This is a genomic window from Chryseobacterium urinae (genome assembly GCF_030518295.1).
Taxonomy (GTDB): Bacteria; Bacteroidota; Bacteroidia; order Flavobacteriales; family Weeksellaceae; genus Chryseobacterium; species Chryseobacterium mucoviscidosis.
The window spans coordinates 1-17,003 of record NZ_JAULSJ010000052.1 but is presented as its reverse complement, the minus strand read 5'-3'; the positions used below and the strand labels follow the sequence as shown (position 1 = coordinate 17,003).

Annotated in this window: 14 protein-coding genes; 2 read left to right on the top strand and 12 right to left on the bottom strand. The window is 36.0% G+C overall.

Features of this window, described 5'->3' with window-relative positions; genetic code table 11:
* Positions 1-74: 74 nt before the first annotated feature.
* Positions 75-1,205, bottom strand: coding sequence for a DNA polymerase III subunit beta (gene dnaN / locus QWT87_RS20115; RefSeq protein ID WP_076394496.1), 1,131 nt, complete (start codon positions 1,203-1,205; stop codon positions 75-77).
* 196 nt (positions 1,206-1,401) lie between these two features.
* On the opposite strand from dnaN, the gene QWT87_RS20110 reads away from it, so the two are divergent.
* Positions 1,402-1,773 carry a diacylglycerol kinase family protein gene (locus QWT87_RS20110; RefSeq protein ID WP_302718420.1) on the top strand — a complete coding sequence of 124 codons (372 nt, stop codon included), beginning with the start codon at positions 1,402-1,404 and terminating at the stop codon, positions 1,771-1,773.
* A gap of 7 nt (positions 1,774-1,780) precedes the next feature.
* Here QWT87_RS20110 and QWT87_RS20105 read toward each other — a convergent pair whose 3' ends face one another.
* The 8 genes from QWT87_RS20105 to purB form a co-directional block, all read right to left on the bottom strand.
* Complete coding sequence (locus tag QWT87_RS20105) at positions 1,781-2,395, bottom strand: SGNH/GDSL hydrolase family protein (protein WP_302718418.1); 615 nt, start codon at positions 2,393-2,395, stop codon at positions 1,781-1,783.
* A 33-nt stretch (positions 2,396-2,428) separates the two neighbouring features.
* Entirely contained in the window at positions 2,429-2,812 is a 384-nt protein-coding gene (locus QWT87_RS20100) for a ribonuclease inhibitor (protein WP_302718416.1), read from the bottom strand.
* Between the two features lie 66 nt (positions 2,813-2,878).
* Positions 2,879-4,399 carry a hypothetical protein gene (locus QWT87_RS20095; RefSeq protein WP_302718414.1) on the bottom strand — a complete coding sequence of 507 codons (1,521 nt, stop codon included), beginning with the start codon at positions 4,397-4,399 and terminating at the stop codon, positions 2,879-2,881.
* The gene (locus QWT87_RS20090; RefSeq protein WP_302718412.1) at positions 4,399-5,364 is read right to left on the bottom strand and encodes a hypothetical protein; all 966 of its coding nucleotides are present in this window, start codon (positions 5,362-5,364) and stop codon (positions 4,399-4,401) included. The genes QWT87_RS20095 and QWT87_RS20090 overlap by 1 nt, the downstream gene beginning before the upstream one ends.
* Positions 5,365-5,379: 15 nt before the next feature.
* The gene (locus QWT87_RS20085) at positions 5,380-6,414 is read right to left on the bottom strand and encodes a hypothetical protein (RefSeq protein ID WP_087706294.1); all 1,035 of its coding nucleotides are present in this window, start codon (positions 6,412-6,414) and stop codon (positions 5,380-5,382) included.
* Between the two features lie 156 nt (positions 6,415-6,570).
* On the bottom strand, positions 6,571-10,275 hold the full coding sequence (locus tag QWT87_RS20080; protein ID WP_302718410.1) for a phosphoribosylformylglycinamidine synthase: 3,705 nt from the start codon (positions 10,273-10,275) through the stop codon (positions 6,571-6,573).
* A 42-nt stretch (positions 10,276-10,317) separates the two neighbouring features.
* Complete coding sequence (locus QWT87_RS20075) at positions 10,318-11,334, bottom strand: hypothetical protein (protein WP_302718408.1); 1,017 nt, start codon at positions 11,332-11,334, stop codon at positions 10,318-10,320.
* A gap of 45 nt (positions 11,335-11,379) precedes the next feature.
* On the bottom strand, positions 11,380-12,807 hold the full coding sequence (gene purB / locus QWT87_RS20070) for an adenylosuccinate lyase (RefSeq protein WP_185204883.1): 1,428 nt from the start codon (positions 12,805-12,807) through the stop codon (positions 11,380-11,382).
* 229 nt (positions 12,808-13,036) lie between these two features.
* Between purB and QWT87_RS21315 the strand changes: the two genes are divergently transcribed.
* Positions 13,037-13,186, top strand: coding sequence for a bacteriocin-like protein (locus QWT87_RS21315; RefSeq protein WP_273077771.1), 150 nt, complete (start codon positions 13,037-13,039; stop codon positions 13,184-13,186).
* A gap of 35 nt (positions 13,187-13,221) precedes the next feature.
* Here the strand turns inward: QWT87_RS21315 and QWT87_RS20065 are convergent, their stop codons facing one another.
* From QWT87_RS20065 to QWT87_RS20055, 3 genes are all read right to left on the bottom strand, one after another.
* A complete protein-coding gene (locus tag QWT87_RS20065) occupies positions 13,222-13,632 on the bottom strand; it encodes a hypothetical protein (protein ID WP_302718406.1) in 411 nt (136 codons plus the stop codon).
* Positions 13,633-13,743: 111 nt separating this feature from the next.
* The gene (bglX, locus tag QWT87_RS20060) at positions 13,744-16,071 is read right to left on the bottom strand and encodes a beta-glucosidase BglX (RefSeq protein WP_302718405.1); all 2,328 of its coding nucleotides are present in this window, start codon (positions 16,069-16,071) and stop codon (positions 13,744-13,746) included.
* Positions 16,072-16,247: 176 nt separating this feature from the next.
* Positions 16,248-16,955 (bottom strand): carboxylesterase family protein, encoded by a 708-nt coding sequence (locus QWT87_RS20055; RefSeq protein ID WP_302718403.1) that lies wholly within the window; start codon positions 16,953-16,955, stop codon positions 16,248-16,250.
* Positions 16,956-17,003 lie beyond the last annotated feature (48 nt).

The window sequence follows — 17,003 nt, the reverse complement described above, 5'->3', positions numbered from 1 at the left end:
ATAGCTCCTAAAAAATAAGAGGTTCTGAAAAAATCAAAACCTCTTATCCTATTTATTTATGTTAAAATTACAAATTACAATCCGATGACCGGCATTGATAACATTAAAATACTTTCGTTTTCTTCAAGACCATCAAGAGGCTCGATAATTCCCGGTCTGTTTGGCTGAGACATTTTCATGGTGATATCGTCTGAACCAAGAATCGTTAACATTTCCGTTAAGAATTTAGAACTGAAACCGATGTTGATGTCTTCTCCGTTGTAATCGCAAGGAATCTGCATATCTGCTTTGTTTGCATACTCCGTATCTTCTGCGTGAAGGTGAAGAATGTTTGCAGAAAGCTTAAATCTTACCTGATTGGTGGATTTATTAGACATGATGGAAGCTCTTTTAATCGCTCCTAACAAAAGATTTCTGTTAATGGTTAATACATTCGGGTTTTCTTTTGGAATTACCGCTGTATAATTAGGATATTTTCCGTCGATTAATCTACAGATCCAAACGTGTTTTCCAAAAGTGAATTTTGCCATGTTCTCATTGAATTCGATCGTTACGTCTTCATTGGAGCTCGCTAAAATATTTTTGAAAATGTTTAATGGCTTTTTAGGCATGATGAATTCCATAGGTTCGGCATTCATCAGATCTTTTCTTTTGTATACTACCAATCTGTGAGAATCTGTAGAAACGAAGTTGGTTTCATTTTCTCCAAACTGGAACAGTACTCCCGTCATTACCGGACGAAGAGAGTCGTTACTTGTTGCGAAAAGTGTATTGGTAAGGGCTTCAGATAAAACTCCTGCAGGCATGGTAACACTTTGTGCGGCATCAAATTCCGGCAATTCCGGATAATCGTCCGCGTTATCCAATGCTACGGCGAAGTTATCTTTTTCATCTAAAATCTCAAGCTGACTTCCTGTTCCTTCCGCATTGTCCTTCACAACCAACGTAAGAGGCTGTTCTCCGTAAGTCTTGATGAAGTCCTGAAAAATCTTTGCAGGAACGGCAAATTTACCCGTATCATCAGACTTTGCCTCAAGAGAAGTTACAAGAGTCGTTTCGCCGTCAGATGCGGTAATGGTAACCTGAGTTCCGTCTAATTCAAAAAGATAGTTTTCTAAAATCGGTCTCGACTGAGAGCTTGATATTACGCCACTTACAGTTTGCAAAGCCTTCTGTAGTTCACCACTTGAAATAATAAATTTCATAGATTTAAAAATAAATTTTTACAAATATAATAAATAGAAAACAGAATGAAAAGAATAATTCTGAGAGTTATTAACATCCATCAAAATAATTTTACAACTTCCCTACTCTGCTTTTTGATGCCCGAAAACATCCTAAAGCACTAAAGATAAGGATTTTCTTTTAGCAATTGACTATATTTGCAAATAAAGTTTCAATATGCGAAAACCTCCTGTACATAAGAGTTTACGAAATGCTTTCCGGGGTGTTTTTCTCATGATGAAGTATGAAAGAAATTTCCAGCTTGAATTTGCCGCTTTCCTTATTAATTTGTTTCTGATTTTTTACCTGAATCTTTCTTCTACAGATACTATTTTAATTTTAATGGTTTCCTTCAGCGTTTTAGCGACTGAAATTCTGAATACCGCTATTGAGAAAATCTGCGATTTTGTTCAGCCTGATTTTGATAAAAGAATTGGTTTCATCAAAGATATTTCCGCCGGAGCCGTAGTTTTGATGGCTATTTTATCAGTTATCATCGGAGTTATGGTCTACTGGAAATATGTTTCAGGATTTCTTCAGCAGTTCTGAAGGTTGTTTATAAATATTTTTCTATAATCGGAATGGCAATTTCAGCCATGATTCCATAGCCTTTTTCGTTGGGGTGAATGCCGTCTTCTGAAAGCAGGATTTCTTTATCCTGCAGAAAAGCAGAATGAAAATCTATATAATTCAGAGAATTTTCTTTGGCAATTTGTTTTAGAATCTGATTGTATACCAAAACCTCATCATTTGTTCTTAATTTTCCGGAGGGAGTGATAATTCCGTCTAATTTTTCAGCAATCGGGAGAATGCTTATTAAGTAAATTGTTTGTGAATATTTTTCTGCTTCCTGAACCGCCTTTAATATATTTTCCCTGAACTTTTCCGGATTTACAAGGTGATTACCTTCTTTTACAGCCAGATCATTTGCTCCGTATCCCAGAAAAATAATATTTCCTTCATCTGAATTTCTTGCTGCCATTTCGGAAGAAATTCTTTTAACCAAACCTTCGGTTGTTTCGCCGCCGATTCCAAGGTTGAAAATAATGAGTTCTTTGCTTCCTTCATTGTATTTTTGCAGAGCATATCTTTTCAGAATGTCGACCCAGCCGCCAAAAACACCATCGTATTCTCCATAAGTAATGCTGTCGCCAAAAAATAATCCGTACATAGTTTAAGCAAATGTTAATTGTTCAATTAAAAATCAATCCAAAATTAGTGTAATATTTTTGTGTGATTCTATAATGTCTATTAAAATATCAAATAGCGTTTGTCCGTTTCCATTGATTAAATCATCCAGTTTTTCCTGAATCAATGTAACATTGAAGGGTTTTCCCTGTCGGATTTTATTTTCGTAAAATTCCTTCGTGAGATCAAAACCTAAATCTTCTTTTGATTTTTGGACATTTTTCCAGATAATTTCACCTTCATATCCATATAAAATATCATCAAAACCATCTAAAGTTCCGACTTTCCAATCCTCATCTTTCAAAAAAAGTGATGAAACTTCTTCGTAGAATGCTTCCAGATTTGAAAAATGACTGCCATTGATGACAGTCATTTTGTTTTTATGATGTTGCTTGTTCATATACTCAATATCAAAATTTTGCCTCCTTTTAAATAAGCTATCCTTTTTAAAATTACAAAAAATTAATTATTTAAAGATGGGTATGAATTTTAAATCGCCTGTATATATTGTATCTATCCCTGAAATTTTAAAACTTTCCTTATTATTTTCGAAAAGCTGCTTGGAATAGTCTTTCTTTTGATATTTATAATATTTTTCTACGCTCTGCGGATTCGCCTTAAATACAAAACCTGTAACAGAATCAATTTTTAAGTCTGTCGTCAGCTTTCTGTTCATTTCATTGAGGATCAGAAATTCTGCTTCCGAATTAGGTTTTGGATTCAGTGCAGAGACTGTAAGCTCAGAAACCGGCTCTGTTGTTACTTCTGGCTCCGGTTCTTTATAAACAATTTGTTTTTCAGGCTCTTTAAAAAACTGAAACCATGCTAAACCTGAAACTGCAGCGAGTAAAAAAACAGAAAGAATGACTGTTGCTGTTTTAAAAATATTAGACTGCTCTGTTTCCGCTTCTTTTCTGCCAGAGTTGCTGTAATAAGAAGATGAATATACGGGAATTTCACGTTCCCGAACTGATCTTGGCTGCGAAACAGAATCCAGTTCCGGTATTCCTAAGTTTCTGATGTTTTCTAAAAAAGTATTTTTATCTACCTTGTAAGACTGCGTTATATTATTCAACATAAGACTGTCGGCGGTTTTCAATTGGTTCAGAAATTCATCAATTTTATGAGAGAATGCATAATAAACTTCGTTTAATTTCTCTAAATTTTTCTCAGATTCTTCTATCTTTCTGCCGTTAGCAAGATGCAGTTCTTTGTTTCTTTCAATTTTAGATTTAAAATCTTCACCACTCTGTTTTCTGGAATTTTCCCATTTTATTTTTTCATTTTCAAATTCCGTAACGGTTTCCTGTATTTTACGTTTTCTTTCGTCGTTCAGTTTTTTGATTTCATTTTCAAACCCATCTTTCTGAACAAACTGAAAAATATTTTTCTGATGAACAAATTTTGCAATGTCTGAGCTTTCTGTGAAGTAAATTGTGTCATATACATTCAGCAGATCAACGGCTTTTTTCAGAATGATCTGTAATGCAGAAGGATTGGTTTCACAATATACCATCAGTTGACGGTTTGTACTCTGTACGGAATCGAAAATATCTATTTTTTTCAGATTAAAATTTATTTTATCAAAATCTGCAGGTTTACCGATTGAGAAATTTTCTGAGTGATTTACCGTAAGTGTATCGTTCTGAACGTTTCTGCTGATAAGATTGGAGTGGAATTCGTTAAGACAGCGGACGGTAATATTTTCTTCTGCAATTTCGTCTGTAAACATAATACTTGAGCCTATAAAAGACCCTTCCCGCGCCGAAGTAGGTTCTTTGGCATAAGTATAAATGGTGTAGGTTATTATATAAGAACCATCTTTATATTCTTTCCGTAGAGAATACAGTTTACTGTTCGGATAAATAAGTACAGCTCCTCTTATGTCTAAAGTCTTTATTTCTACGGGTGTTCCTGCAAAAAAAGTCTGGGTAAAGCCATTGGGATTTCCAAAAGTTCCGAATGCAATTAAATTAACACTGCTCATTAATTTGTAAGACTAAATTTTATACGTTCCCAAAAAGTTCCTTCATAAGACAGCGGATAACCCACGATACTTTCATACAGCCATTCTGATAATTTCTGCGCTCTGTCTAAATTCAGAATGGTGATCTGATTAGTTTCTTCATTAAGCTCTCCCACGGTGTAGAATGTTTTTGCCAGACCATAGGTATCCATTGCAGTAGAAGTCATCGGAAGCCTTTCCTGAATAAAATCATCTAGCTCCGCCGAGGCTTCCACATTGGCTCTTCCGGATTTATCCCATTTTGAGATGACCAGAATAATATTGACGGATTTTAATTTTTTCTCATACTTTTCAAGCTTATTTAAAAAAGTATTGATTAAAATATCATCTTTATGCGCGCTTTCATAGCTTGTTACAATTATAAATGTAAGAGGAAGATTGGCAGAAAGATAGGTTTCTATGCTGCTGTGATAGCTTCCTCCCCTTTTTATTTCGTTATGATTTTCTCCTGAAGTTTCTAAAAAAGTAAGGTTAATGGGATTTATTTTCTTAGATTTATTGTTAGGTTCGAAAACAAGATCCAGTCTCGTTACCTGATCTTTTACTGTTCCTGCAGGTAAAATTCCTTTACTGATGTTTTCAAAAAAATCATACAGAAGGCTTTCTGCTTCAGCGGTATTTGGTGTCCCTATTTTGGGTCTTATAACCCCTGCTTTCGATCTGAGATAATAAAGCATGGTTGCCAAAATAACAGATTTCCCGGAAGAAGCAGTTCCGAAAAAAAACACGAAATTGCTGTCTTTATTTTTAATTTCCGAGACATTGCCTTTTGCAATAGGAACAAAACGATCGTTCACAGCTTCTTTGTTATGGTCTAAAGACAAAGGCTTCAGCGCGTCTTCTTCATCAAAATTCAAAGGTTTAAGAACTTCCTCCTGATCTTTATCAAAAGACAATGGTTTCAAAGGTTCATTTTCCCATTCCATATTTTATACTTTGTATTAGATTATTGTTTTTCCGCTGCGTTTGCTGGTAAAGATACTTTCGCTGCTGTTTCCTGTATTTCTGTTAGTTTCTGTTGGCATTAAAAGAATGATAAACATAATACCGAAATCCAGTAATATACATCCTGCTAAAACAACCAACTGAAACATCCCGAAATTCTTGATGGCATGGCTGAAAGCATATCCTATTTTTCCTACTTCCTGCGTTTCAGAATGGGTAGGCTCAAATTTCAGTTTATCTTTTCCCAAAATAGATTCTGCTTTTGATCCGAGTCTGTTATACTCTGTTAAAGATTTATCAATCTGCCCTTGAGCCATTAGGTTTATTACATCAGGATTCATCTGCAAAAGATTCTGAATTTCTTTATTCCATCTTACGGAAGCATTATTAATATCACTCATCAGATTTTTTTCTTCCGGAGTAAGGTTATAAACCATCTGTACGATCTGTTCTTCCATTCTGTCGGCAAGATCTGCATATCCGTCAGGAGTTTCACTTACAGGTGTAAGAGGCGTTACTTTTTTGCCGATCATTTTTTCAATTCTTGCAATAATTTGTCTTGCTTCCGGTCCGATCCCGACATTTTTAGGATCACTGATCTGAATTTTCAGAAGATTTAATTCACTTCGGATCGCCTGTCTTGTCTTAGCATCGGGGACGGAATAATTCAGCTTAGATTCTACATCCGTTTCCAGCGCACTGAATTTTTCGTTAACATTACGCAGTTCTGTTGTATAAATATCGGTTCTCATAAACCTTGTATACAATGCATTAAAATTGGCAACGAAACAAAATGAAGCAAAGAAAAAATAGATCCAGCTTAGTGAAGACGGAGACTGTCCGCTGGTTTTTGCCCTTCTTATCTGCCAAAGTAAAAAAAGCAGGATAAGAGAAAGCACCAAAGCAATAACAAAGGAACTCCCTCCAAAAATCTGCTGTAAACCGAGCCAGGTCTGGTAAAAACTAACACCGATAAGCATTACAGCTAAAATACCGAGAAATAAATCGGTTGCAGTAATTTTTGTTTTCATAGTTAAAATTTTTGTTTAAATCTTTATTTACAGCGGCAATTTATTACGGTTTTCAGCATTTTCTTTACGGTTTTCCGTAAATCAGGAAAAATTACTGTAAAAAGAAAAATGCCTCCGTTATGTAACGAAGGCATTTTATTATTTATTGATGGTCCTTTACTTGAAGTACTCCACTCCATTTTTAAAGATGTTGTGATAATTTGCAGTTGGAATATTTTTAAACAGACCTTCTGCAAAACGTTCAGGATGTCCCATTCTTCCGAAAATTTTTCCGCAAGGACTTGTAATTCCTTCAATTCCGAACAATGAATTATTGGGATTGAAAGGCATTCCGTGAGCAATATTTCCTTCTAAGTCTAAATATTGAGTGGCAATCTGTCCATTCTCATACAGCTTCTGAATTTCCGCTTCCGAAGCCATGAAACGACCTTCACCGTGAGAAATCGGGATGGTGAAAACCTGATCTTTCATTCCTTTTAACCAAGGCGATTCGTCATTGACGACTTTTACATTGACCATTTGAGAAATATGTCTTCTGATCGCGTTGTGAGCCAACGTCGGCGAATTTTCATCCAAATCTTTGATTCTTCCGTAAGGCAATAATCCGGATTTCACCAACGCCTGGAAACCGTTACAGATCCCGATAATTATTCCGTCTCTGTCGAGCAATTCGTGAACGGCATTTCTCATCTTCTCGTTTTTCAAAACGTTAACGATGAATTTTGCAGAACCGTCTGGTTCGTCACCCGCTGAGAACCCTCCTGAGAAAGCCAGAATCTGAGAAGTTTTGATCTCTTCAACCCAAGCATCAATGCTTTCATCCAGCAATTGGTGATTGATGTTGATTAAAGGTAAACTGTTGATTGCAGCGCCTTCTTTTGCGAAAGCGTTCAGTGTATCGTATTCGCAGTTTGTTCCCGGGAAAACAGGCGCAAATACTTTTGGCTGAGCGATTCCGTGTTTTTTAATAATGATATTTCTTGGGTTGACTGAATTTAATGTTGAATCAATTTCAACCGTTATTTTTTCTTTTTCAACTGTTGGGAAAAGGTTTTCGAAGGTGTTCGTGTTTGCGGCTAATAATTTGTCTATGGTTGTTGATTGATTGTTGATGGTTAAAACTTCGTCTGAAACAACTTGACCTATCAATTGAAGATTTACAGAATTTAATTCTTCTTTAGATTCAATAATTAAGCTACCAATATTTTTAGCTAATAAATAATTTGTCACATTGAGCGGAGTCGAAATGTCAGCACCCAATCTGTTTCCAAAGCTCATTTTTGCCAAAGCAACCGCTACTCCGCCTTCTTTTACGGTTTTTACAGAAACGATTTTTCCTGCTTTGATATTTTCGAAAATAAATTCATAAATATCTTTTAAAGCATCGTAATTTGGAAGTCCGTTTTCCTGAGCGATATGATTGAAGAAATACACTTTATTTCCTTCGTTCTTAAATTCAGGAGAGATGATATTTTTCTTTTCTCCGTTTGCACAGGCGAAAGAAATTAATGTTGGCGGCACATTCAGATCCTGATACGTTCCGCTCATTGAATCTTTACCTCCGATAGCCGCCAAACCGAAATTGATCTGAGCATCATAAGCTCCTAAAAGTGAAGCCAAAGGTTTACCCCACTTTTCAGGATTCTGACCTAATTTTTCAAAATATTCCTGAAAACTGAATCTGATGTTTTTGTAATCGCCACCCATTGCAACGATTTTTGCCACACTTTCTACAACAGCGTAAGAGGCTCCCAGTAAGGAGTTCTGTTTAGAAATTTCTGCATCGAATCCCCAACTCGCCAGAGAAACGGTTTCAATATCTTTTGCACCAATGATTGGCAATGTCTGAACACTTCCTTCCATTAAAGTCTGCTGATATTTTCCACCCAAAGGCATCGCAACCGTAGTCGCACCAATTGATGAATCGAACATTTCCAGCAATCCTTTTTGAGAAGCCACATTTTTATCGCTTAAAATCTTTAGGAAATTCTCTTCATTAAATTCAGGTGCTTCTTCTTTCAGTTCATTAAGGTGGGTAATTTTAACTTCCTGACTTTTTGAACAACCGTTTGTATCTAGAAACGCTCTTGAAAGGTCAACAATTCTATCGCCTTTCCAGAACATCTGCATTCTTCCTGAATCTGTTACTTTTGCCACCTCAACAGCTACAATGTTTTCAGCTTCACAGAATTGGATGAACTGTTCTTTATCTTTTGGTTCTACTACAACCGCCATTCTTTCCTGAGATTCGGAAATAGCAAGCTCGGTTCCGTTTAACCCTTCATATTTTAAAGGTAAAACATCTAAATTAATTTCTAAAGAATCTGCGATTTCGCCAATTGCCACGGAAACACCTCCCGCTCCGAAGTCATTTGATTTTTTAATCAGTCTCGTTACTTCAGGATTTCTGAACAATCTCTGAATTTTACGTTCTTCAACGGCATTTCCTTTCTGTACTTCAGAACTCATGGTGTGGATTGAAGTTTCGTCCTGTTCTTTCGAACTACCGCTTGCACCTCCAACTCCGTCACGACCTGTTGCTCCACCTAAAATAATGATTGAATCACCAGCTTCAGGTTTTTCACGTCTTACCCAATCTACAGGAACGGCTCCGGCAACGAAACCAACTTCCATTCTTTTCGCTTTGTAGCCTTCGTCATAAATTTCAGAAACCATTGTTGTCGCCAAACCAATTTGATTTCCATAAGATGAATATCCGTTTGCCGCCTGTTTCGTGATTGTTTTTTGAGGCAATTTTCCCGGTAAGGTTTTATCAACCGGTTCCAAAACATCCGCTGCACCCGTTAATCTCATCGCTTGGAAAACAAAAGAACGCCCAGACAAAGGATCTCTGATCGCACCACCTAAGCAAGTTGAAGCACCGCCAAAAGGTTCTATTTCTGTCGGGTGATTGTGGGTTTCGTTTTTGAATAATAAATACCACGGTTCTTTTTTACCATCGTATTCAGCTTCGATTTGGATTGTACAGGCATTGATCTCGTCAGAAACCACAAGATTCTCCAAATTGCCTGTTTTATGGAAATATCTTCCGCAAACGGTTGCCAGATCCATTAAGGAAATAGGCTTCAATTCACGTCCTAAGAATTTTCTTTTTTCGATATAATCATTGAAAATGGTTTCCAATGTATGTTTAAACTGTCCTTCAAATTCGATATTTGACAATTCTGTTTCGAAGGTTGTGTGACGACAGTGGTCGCTCCAATAGGTGTCTAAAACTTTAAGTTCCGTTTCTGTAGGATTTCTCTGTTCCGATTTAAAATATTCCTGAATGAATTTCAAGTCATCCAAACCTAAAGCAAAACCGTGATTATTAAAGAATTCCTCAAGCTGAGCATCATCAAAATTGATAAAACCTTCATGAACAATAACTTTTGACGGTGTTTCTTCCGCAGGAATGTTTAAAGTTGATAAATCTTTTTCCTGAGATTCCACTTTATTGATTAGAAGGTCTTTGATTTTCACCAAATCAGATTCGGAAATACCTTCGAATTCGATCAGCTTTCCGCTTCTTACTTTAGATTTTTCATTTCCAGTCAATAAAGCTATACACTGTTGCGCAGAATCTGCACGCTGATCGTATTGCCCCGGTAAAAATTCCAATGCGAAATAAATTCCCTGTGCAGGATTTTCTTCGATTAAAATATCAGTAACCGGATCTACGAAAGTACTGTTAACTACCTTTTCGAATTCACCGTCATTTAATCCGAAAATATCGTACACGTTGTATACTTTTACTTTTTGGATGGACGGAATAACCGCTTTTACTTCATCAAAAATTTTTGGACTTTCCACATCGAAAATTCCTCTTTTTTCTACGAAAATTCTTTTGTTTTGAGACATTAGATGTCAGATATTTAAATATTATTAGACTTATTAGTTAATTTACTCATCTTTGTTAAGATCAGTTATCTTGCGGGAATTTACAATAAGATAATACTTTTGAGAAGTATTATATTCGATTGAATTTTCCTGTTTCCACTTTTGGTAGCCTTTGTAATCAAATTGATGATTTTCAGGAGGAATTAATAAATAATAGTAACTCTCCATCAAAAATTCATCTATAAAGCCGGATTCTCTTAGTTTTATAAAGAAGCCAATTAGATTATTTGTTTCGTAACCTCCTTTGCTTGGTTTCGGATTTTTTTCCGTTTTATAGTCAATAAAACCATTAATACCAGCAATCTGATAGTTTAAAAGTATACCCGGAATTCCTGATGCTCTTTCATATTTATTGATATTTTCATAGATCCACCTCATCTTATTAGTTGCACTACTCATAGCACTTCTAAGCATTAGAGAATCACGAAAACAGGCTTTTGCGTAATAAATATTTGAATATCTCGTCAAAGGATTTTTTTCAACAATTTTTGATGGCATTATTTTTTTCAAAAACTCATTCTGTCTGTTATCCAGAGCCAAAGTATCATTTCCTTTCTGACTTGTTTCTGAAACAAAGATCCAAAATCCTGCATCATAAACTCTTACATTTATTAATCTGTCAAGATGCGAAAAATAAGTGCTAATTCCATTGAGTTTAAAATTGCCGTCATTAAAACTTATTGTTTTATTGATAGCCTCTTTAGGACTGTATCTTCTGCTTTTAAGATTTTCGAAATAATAATTAAAAAGCCTCTCTTCATCTAAACCTCCTAAAACTATTTTGAACTGAAAAAGAGCATCATTATTTTCATTTTTATATTCTGCAGAAAAGACACTATCATTTTTAGAATTTGCAAATAAAGCTATTCTTGAAAAATTACCCAAATTCATTGGCGCAGAAATTCCGGAAATAGGATGTTCAAAATCTGTATTTGATTTAATTTTTTTATTCAGTTTTAATTCCTGCGAAAATATCATCACAGGTAATAAGAGCAAAACAAAAAAGATACTAATCTTCATACAATTATTAATAAAATATGCAGCCCAAAAAGACTGCATATTGATTTATACTTTAAGATCAGCTTCTAACCCAATCAAATCTTTATTTGCATCAATAATCGGCTGAACTTCATTGGCAATGAATTCTTCCGTCTGAATGGGTGCAAAACCGATGAAGTTTTTAGGATCGAGAACTTCTTTTAATTTTGATTTATCTAATTTTAACGAATCGTCGTTCAGGATTCTTTCGATAAGGTCGTTTTCTTTACCTTCTACTTTTACCTGCTTGGAAGCTTCCATAGAATGAACTCTGATCACTTCATGGATTTCCTGACGGTCACCACCAGCTTTCACTTCTTCCATGATGATGTATTCTGTCGCCATGAAAGGAAGTTCTTCCATAATATGTTTGTTGATTCTGTTTGGATACACCACAATTCCGTTCATGATGTTGTTCCAAATTAACAGAATCGCATCAACTGCTAAAAAAGCCTGAGGAATAGTTAATCTTTTGTTGGCAGAATCGTCCAATGTTCTTTCAAACCATTGTGTAGAGGCGACCATCGCAGAACTCGTTGTCAAAGACATCACATATTTTGCCAATGCCCCGATTCTTTCGCTTCTCATTGGATTACGTTTGTAAGCCATTGCAGATGAACCGATCTGGTTTTTCTCGAATGGTTCTTCAATTTCTTTAAGATTTTGAAGCAAACGTAAATCGTTGGTGAATTTATGTGCCGATTGAGCAATATTTCCTAATAAAGCGACTACTTTAGCATCTATTTTTCTGTCGTAAGTCTGTCCGGAAACGCCAAAAACTTTCTCGAAACCGAATCTTTTTGACAATTCTTTATCTAAATGTTTTACTTTGGAATAATCACCGTTGAAAAGCTCTAAGAAACTTGCAGCCGTTCCCGTTGTTCCTTTTACTCCTCTGAAACGTAATGTTTCTAAAAAGAAATCAAGCTCTTCGATGTCAAGGACTAAACTCTGAAGCCAAAGGGTTGCTCTTTTTCCTACCGTTGTTAATTGCGCCGGCTGAAAGTGTGTAAATCCTAAGGTTGGTAAATCTTTATATTGAATTGCAAAATCCGCTAAGTTTTTAATAACGTTAACCAACTTTTTCTTTAAGATTAAAAGTCCGTCACGGATCTGAATTAAATCTGTATTATCTCCTACAAACGCTGAAGTTGCCCCCAAATGAATAATTCCTTTTGCTGAAGGTGCTACATCACCATACGTATGAACGTGAGCCATTACATCATGTCTGAATTTTTTCTCGTATTCGGCAGCCTTTTCGTAATCGATATTTTCAGCATTGGCTTTCAATTCGGCGATTTGCTCGTCTGTAATATCAAGACCAAGATCTTTTTCGATTTCAGCAAGGGCAATCCAAAGCTTTCTCCAGTTCTGGAATTTATTGTTATGAGAAAAGTTAAACAACATTTCTTCGCTTGAATAGCGTTCTTCCAATGGATTTTTGTAGGAATTCATTCTTTTCTTTTACTTTTTTTAGATATGCAAAAATACGGTTTTTCAATGAGAGATAAAAATGGTTTTTTCTTAGAAATGCTTATCTGCGTTTGAATGAAACCAGAAAGCAATAACGGAGGAAAACTTTCATAGAAAAGCTGTAGAAAATATTTTTCAACATTAAATGAATTATTATCAGATTTATTTTTTATTTTAGCTTCTACAAAAGAAATATTAAATCAAATTAATTATGAAAAATCTAAAAAAATTATCAAAGTCAGCTCTGAAAAATATTGCAGGAGGATGGGTACCTCCGCCTGGTGAAAGTTGTCCTGCAGGCAGTTGTCAATATAAAGAAAATGGACCTTGCAGACCGTATAATGCTAATCTTTGTATCTAAACGAATAAAAAACAGGAGAGCTATCCTCCTGTTTTTTATTGATAAATGACAACATCATTTTTCTTAATCTGATAGCCTGTCTTCTTATAAGGTACCAAAACATAGGTGTCTTTGATGTGCTTTCCGCTTTTCCAAACCTTGCTTTTTCCCTTCCTGTCGAGAATAATGCTGTTTGCGCTTCCGTCTGGAATAAAAATTTCGGCTTTCTTCATGTTTTTACTGAAAATAACCGCTGTTGATGTGGTATAGCTTTTATCTGAACTTATCTCGTTTAATTTAATTTTCTGTTCAAAAACTCTTACGCAATCATTTTTGATCTGAGAATAAGTATAACCTGCGGAAGCTTTGCAGCCATGAACATCTTTGTCCCCGCCTACAACATGCATTTGCTGCGCAAAGACTAATGAACCAAGGAACATTGTACTGAATAAAATTGTTTTTCTCATTTTAAAAAATTTTAAGTTTTCAATTATCTAAAAAATTATGCCAAAGCATTGATGAGTTATTGTTTATTCAAAAATACAAAAAAAGCCACTCATTGTGAGCGGCTTATAAAATTATTTTGTCCAGTTAATTTTGGAATGTTTCACATCGGATGAGTTGGTTCCGATCATGATATCAAATTCACCCGGTTCCCAGTCGTATTTCAGATCTCCGTTGTAGAATTTCAGGTTTTCCGGAGTAATATCGAAGGTAACTTTTTTAGATTCCCCTTTTTTCAGCATTACTTTCTGGAAGCCTTTCAGTTCTTTTACGGGTCTTGTAATGCTTCCTACCATGTCTCTGATGTAAAGCTGAACGACTTCTGCTCCATCATAATTTCCGGTATTCGTTACGGTAACGGATGCCTGAATGGTCTGATTTCCTTTTGGATTTGCATTGGAAACTGTAACATCAGAATAATTGAATTTTGTGTAACTTAACCCATAACCGAAAGGATACAACGGCGTGTTACACTCATCCATATAATTGGAACGGAATCTCTGGTATTCACATTTATCAACCAGCTTCTGATCTAACGGGCGTCCTGTATTTTTAGCATTGTAATAGATTGGAACCTGCCCTAAACTTCTTGGGAAAGTCATCGGCAATTTTCCTGAAGGATTTACTTTTCCGAACAGCACATCAGAGATTGCATTTCCTGCTTCGGAACCTGCAAACCAGACATTAAGAATTGCATCCGGAGTATCTTTAATGTTTGTTAAGGCTAAAGGACGACCTGTGAAAAGAATTACTGCAATTGGCTTTCCTGTCTTTTTTAGTTCATTTAAAAGATCTACCTGAGACTGAGGAATGGTAATTTCTGTTCTTGAAGACGATTCTCCGCTCATTTCAGCAGATTCTCCGATTGCCAGAACAATGACATCGGATTTATTGGCAACATCTACCGCTTCTTTTAATAAAGTTTCTTTTGAACGGCTGTCTCTGTCTGTTTTTTTACCGTGCGCCGCATAAATATCTTCCAGTTTCGCATCATAATCAATATTTGCTCCTTTTGCAGAAAGGAATTTCACTTCTTTGCCGAAGTTTTCCTGTAATCCCTGCATCAGATTAACAGCTTTCTCATGTTTTGCTGCAACGCTCCATGTTCCTGCCATATTCAGAGAATTGTTTACCAATGGTCCGATTACGGCAACGGTTCCTGATTTTTTCAAAGGCAGTACCTGATTGTCATTTTTCATCAAAACCATAGACTGTGCTGCTGCATTTCTTGCGATGTTTCGGTTTTCCATATTGTACACCTCTTTTGCTGCCAGTTTTGCATCTCCGAATTTATAAGGATCTGAAAATAGTCCTAAATCGTATTTCGCTTCAAGAATTCTCTTTGCTGCCATATCGATTTCAGCCTGAGTTATTTTTCCTTCTGCTAAAGATTTTTTTAACGTCGTTAAAAATCCTTCACCTACCATATCCATGTCAACACCCGCTTTTAAAGCCAATGCAGAAACTTCCTGAAGATTTCCCATACCATGATCCACCATTTCGTTGATTCCTGTATAATCGGTCACTACAAAACCTTTGAAATTCCATTTGTTTCTTAACACTTCGGTTTGCAGCCATCTGTTTCCTGTTGCCGGAACTCCGTCCACTTCGTTGAAAGAAGCCATTACAGAAGCTACTCCTGCATCTACCGCCGCTTTGTAGGGCGGAAAATATTCGTTGAACATTCTTACGTGGCTCATATCCACTGTGTTGTAGTCTCTTCCTGCTTCACCTGCTCCATACAGCGCGAAATGTTTAACGCAAGCCAGAATATTGGTTCCATTGGCAAGGTCTTTTCCCTGATAACCATAGACCATATTTTTTGCAATTTCGCTTCCTAAGTATGGGTCTTCACCGGAACCTTCAGAAACCCTTCCCCATCTTGGTTCGCGGGAAATATCCACCATTGGCGAGAATGTCCAGTTGATTCCGTCTGAAGCTGCTTCTTTAGCGGCAACTCTTGCCGACTGCTGAACTAAATTCATGTCCCATGAAGCGGCTAATCCTAATGGAATCGGGAAAGTTGTTTCGTAACCGTGGATGACGTCCATTCCGAAAATCAATGGAATTTTAAGCCTGCTGTTTTCCACTGCCACTTTCTGAACGGCTCTGATTTTATCTGCTCCTTTTATATTGAAAAGTCCTCCGACTAAACCCTGTTCGATTTTTTTTCCGATGTCTGAACTTTTAGCCAAACCGGTTGTAAAATCGCCTGAACTTGGTAAATTAAGCTGTCCGATTTTTTCATCTAAAGTCATTTTCGACAAAAGATTATCCACAAAAGCTTTCTTTTTAGCCTGATATTGAGCCGTCTGATAAGACTGAACGGGTTTCGTTACCATTTCCTGTGCCGAAAATACAGGAGCCAATGCTAAAGTGGCGATTACAATTAACTTTTTCATAACTCTATCTTCTTTTAATTATAGTTCTATTTTTAATTTTTTGTTTATCTAAACGAAAAGTCGAAAAGTTTTTTTTAATTATCCTGCCTATTTTCTGTTTGCGAAGGTAATTCTATAAGATAAAAGTATGAACTATTCATTCAGCAAACACTTTTCGTTTAACGATTTATACTAAATTATTTCTCTTTTCTTTTTGACAGCATCCATTCGTATAATTTAGGATTGGAATAGGCAGAATCCCAAGAATTATGGTTGTCATTTGGAAAAATTGTCAATTCGGCAGAGGGATTTACAGGATGCAGTGCCTGATAAAAATTAAATGCATTTTCCGGTAAAACAACATCATCCATTCCGCCATGAAAGATTTTCATATTCAGATTTTTGTACTGATGGATGTTGGCGTACATTACTCTGTCTGTAGGCGCGCAAACCGGAACGACCGCCGCAAACATTTCGGGATGTTCCATTGCTAGTTTCAGTGTTCCCCAACCTCCCATTGAAAGTCCGGTAAGGTAAATTCTTGAAGAATCCACTTTATATTTTGACTGAATTTCTTTGATCAAATTATATACGGTAACGGTATCCCACCACATATTTTCAGGACATTGAGGTGCTAAAATTGCCACTGGTTCTTTTATTAAATTTTTGTAGGTAAACGGACTGTGCGCTTTTACGATTTCCAAATTATTGCCTCTTTCTCCGGAACCGTGAAGAAAAACAATAAGCGGAACGTTTCCTTTTGCATTCTGAGGAAAATCCAGAATGTAAGATATTTTTTCCTGTCTTTTTACTTCTTTGTTGAGCTCTGCTTTTATTTCCTGAGCATTTGCTTTTACAGAAAATAAAAACGGCAGCAACAAAGCGTATTTTAGTTTATATTTCATATCAGAATTTGTATGTTTTGGATATTCTAATTTAACCATTCTTTTTTA

Coding starts and splice junctions, on each gene's coding strand:
- dnaN (WP_076394496.1), bottom strand. CDS start 1,205: ATGAAATTTATTATTTCAAGTGGTGAACTACAGAAGGCTTTGCAAACT.
- QWT87_RS20110 (WP_302718420.1), top strand. CDS start 1,402: ATGCGAAAACCTCCTGTACATAAGAGTTTACGAAATGCTTTCCGGGGT.
- QWT87_RS20105 (WP_302718418.1), bottom strand. CDS start 2,395: ATGTACGGATTATTTTTTGGCGACAGCATTACTTATGGAGAATACGAT.
- QWT87_RS20100 (WP_302718416.1), bottom strand. CDS start 2,812: ATGAACAAGCAACATCATAAAAACAAAATGACTGTCATCAATGGCAGT.
- QWT87_RS20095 (WP_302718414.1), bottom strand. CDS start 4,399: ATGAGCAGTGTTAATTTAATTGCATTCGGAACTTTTGGAAATCCCAAT.
- QWT87_RS20090 (WP_302718412.1), bottom strand. CDS start 5,364: ATGGAATGGGAAAATGAACCTTTGAAACCATTGTCTTTTGATAAAGAT.
- QWT87_RS20085 (WP_087706294.1), bottom strand. CDS start 6,414: ATGAAAACAAAAATTACTGCAACCGATTTATTTCTCGGTATTTTAGCT.
- QWT87_RS20080 (WP_302718410.1), bottom strand. CDS start 10,275: ATGTCTCAAAACAAAAGAATTTTCGTAGAAAAAAGAGGAATTTTCGAT.
- QWT87_RS20075 (WP_302718408.1), bottom strand. CDS start 11,334: ATGAAGATTAGTATCTTTTTTGTTTTGCTCTTATTACCTGTGATGATA.
- purB (WP_185204883.1), bottom strand. CDS start 12,807: ATGAATTCCTACAAAAATCCATTGGAAGAACGCTATTCAAGCGAAGAA.
- QWT87_RS21315 (WP_273077771.1), top strand. CDS start 13,037: ATGAAAAATCTAAAAAAATTATCAAAGTCAGCTCTGAAAAATATTGCA.
- QWT87_RS20065 (WP_302718406.1), bottom strand. CDS start 13,632: ATGAGAAAAACAATTTTATTCAGTACAATGTTCCTTGGTTCATTAGTC.
- bglX (WP_302718405.1), bottom strand. CDS start 16,071: ATGAAAAAGTTAATTGTAATCGCCACTTTAGCATTGGCTCCTGTATTT.
- QWT87_RS20055 (WP_302718403.1), bottom strand. CDS start 16,955: ATGAAATATAAACTAAAATACGCTTTGTTGCTGCCGTTTTTATTTTCT.